Source organism: Leisingera sp. F5, assembly GCF_001593695.1.
On the sequence record NZ_LUKH01000457.1, the window covers coordinates 1 to 2,387 of the forward strand.

Here is a 2,387-nt window from a genome sequence, read left to right on the forward strand (position 1 = left end):
CCGCGGCCGCGGGCGTGTGGTTTTATAGGTTATGGAGCAAATCTTCAGCCTGCACCGCGATCTGCTGGCCTGGTTTGAAGCCGCACTGCAGACCATCGCCAGCCGTTATCGCCCCGATGCGCATGAGGCCTGCCTGAAGGTACTGAAAGCGCCGATGGATATCCGCGGATATGGCCCGGTAAGGCTGAAAGCGGCTGTGGGCGCGCGCGCGCAGGCTGAAGATTTGCTCCATAACCTATAAAACCACACGCCCGCGGCCGCGGCTGGCGCCTCAGACGTCCCAGTGCTGTTTGGTGAATTCGGTGAAGTCCGCCATCTCTTCGGACAACGGCTCGCGCCCGGTAAAGACCTTGAGGTACTCGGGCGTCACCTCCAGCCGATGCGCGTGGCTCTCATTCGGATCCGCCATCTCATAGCCGAGCTGCATGTAGTACAGCACCTTGGCCCGGGTCACTGCTTCCCGGTCTGCATAGCCGTAGCGGGCAAACATTCCCGTCAGCGCCTCGACCCGGCGCCGGTCCGAGCGGTCCAGCAGGCTGCGCACCTTGCCGGAACGGCGCGACCAGTCTCGCACGGCAAAGTCCAGCGCAGTGTTGAACAGATCAGGGTTGGTGATGCAGTGGAACACATTCAGGACCGCGCCAGTAATGGTCTTGGCCGGCGCTTCGGCCTGGCGCACCATGCCGACGGTATTTGTCTGCTCCCATTTCTTTAGCAGCGCATCCAGCAAGTCCTGGCGTGATTTGAAATACCAGTAGAACGACGAGCGCGAAACCTGCATCCGCTCGGCAAGCGCCAGCACTTTCACTTGCTCCACCCCGTCCGAGATCAGAACATCCATCGCGACATTCAGCCAGTCGTTGCGGGTGACCTTAATGTTGCCGACCAGCGGCTCGGCTTCCGGATCGTCCCGGTGCAGAACAGGTTTTTGCGCCATGTGCGGCCTTTCGGAATGCGTGCGTTCCCTGGCATCCTATGCCGGGCTGACTGCTTGCGCCAACACGGCAATCCTTTCAGCAGCCATTTGCGGCAATGACCGAGTGGCGCGGGGGTCACAGCAGGTCCGCTGCTTCTGGAGGGCGGGATTTGCATTGCTCCTTAAAACACCTGCCGGCACGCGAATGTGAGAAATTGTTACTCCCCCTGCGACACCGGACCGAAAACACCGGAAATGCAGGGCGATTGCGGGCTGACAGCACTGGGAGGCGCCCATCAGAACAACCGGAAAGCCGATCAATTTTCCCTTGCACAACGGGCATCTGGGCAAATGGGGTTTGACTAAGCAGCCTTCAGCGCGCGAAGGTGAGGCAAAAAAACAGGGGAAAACACGATCTCATGAGTGCCTTGAACCGGCCGGGCGGACAATTCTGAATGCGCCCGCTGCTGTCCGTTGAAAATCTCAGCATTGGATTTGGCAAGGGCGACTCCGTCGTGAAGGACGTGAGCTTTGCTGTGCAGCCAGGCGAAACACTCGCCCTGGTCGGGGAAAGCGGCTCTGGGAAAACGGTTTCTTGCCGGGCCGTGCTGCGCATCCTGCCAAAGGTGGCGCAGTTGCGCTCCGGGCGTATTTTGCTGAACACCCGCGGCAGCGAACTTGACCTTGCGACGCTTGACGAACGGCGGATGCGCGACGTGCGCGGCAATACCGTCGCGATGATTTTTCAGGAGCCGATGCGCTCGCTTTCCCCGCTGCACCGGATCGGCAATCAGGTGTCAGAAGTGCTGTGGCTGCATGGCCGCAAGTCCGAGCGCGAGGCACGCAAGGAGGTCCTTGAATGCTTTGAGCGGGTCGGGTTTCCCGAGCCGGAACGCACCTACAGATCCTACCCCTTCGAACTGTCCGGTGGAATGCGCCAGCGGGCAATGATCGCCATGGCCATGGTGGCAAAGCCGGACCTGCTGATTGCGGATGAGCCGACCACGGCGCTGGACGTGACCACACAGGCCCAGGTGCTGGGGCTGATGAAAGAGCTGCAACGCGAAAGCGGCATGGCGATGATCCTGGTGACCCACGACTTGGGCGTGGTCGCCAATATGGCAGAGCAGGTGGTGGTGATGCACAAGGGCCGGGTGATGGAATCCGGCCGTGCGGAGCCGATGCTGCGCACCCCTGCCCATCCGTATACCAAGGCCCTGTTTAATGCCGCACCGGAAATCCCGGATGAAGCCGTCGTCGCAATCCCGCCGTCACGCGATGACCTGATCATGGAGATGAAGTCGGTTTCCAAGACCTACACTCTAAGAGCCAGCAAGGGCTGGCAAGCTCCGACCCTGATCCACGCCTGCCGCGAGGTTGATCTGCGGTTAACCCGCGGAAAAACCCTGGCTGTTGTCGGTGAAAGCGGCTCGGGTAAGACCACCGCCGCACGAATTGCATTGGGGGCAGA

General features: G+C 60.8%; 3 protein-coding genes. 2 read left to right on the forward strand and 1 reads right to left on the reverse strand.

Annotated features, from left to right (window positions below; translation table 11 throughout):
• Positions 1–31 precede the first annotated feature (31 nt).
• On the forward strand, positions 32–241 hold the full coding sequence (locus A2I95_RS31830; protein ID WP_291736264.1) for a DUF6537 domain-containing protein: 210 nt from the start codon (positions 32–34) through the stop codon (positions 239–241).
• Positions 242–271: 30 nt separating this feature from the next.
• Here the strand turns inward: A2I95_RS31830 and A2I95_RS31835 are convergent, their stop codons facing one another.
• Positions 272–937, reverse strand: a complete 666-nt coding sequence (locus tag A2I95_RS31835; RefSeq protein WP_027257543.1) for a TetR/AcrR family transcriptional regulator — start codon at positions 935–937, stop codon at positions 272–274.
• 434 nt (positions 938–1,371) lie between these two features.
• Between A2I95_RS31835 and A2I95_RS31840 the strand changes: the two genes are divergently transcribed.
• Positions 1,372–2,387 (forward strand): ATP-binding cassette domain-containing protein (locus A2I95_RS31840; RefSeq protein ID WP_291736267.1); only part of this gene is annotated, 1,016 nt, incomplete at its 3' end.

Coding starts and splice junctions, on each gene's coding strand:
- A2I95_RS31830 (WP_291736264.1), top strand. CDS start 32: ATGGAGCAAATCTTCAGCCTGCACCGCGATCTGCTGGCCTGGTTTGAA.
- A2I95_RS31835 (WP_027257543.1), bottom strand. CDS start 937: ATGGCGCAAAAACCTGTTCTGCACCGGGACGATCCGGAAGCCGAGCCG.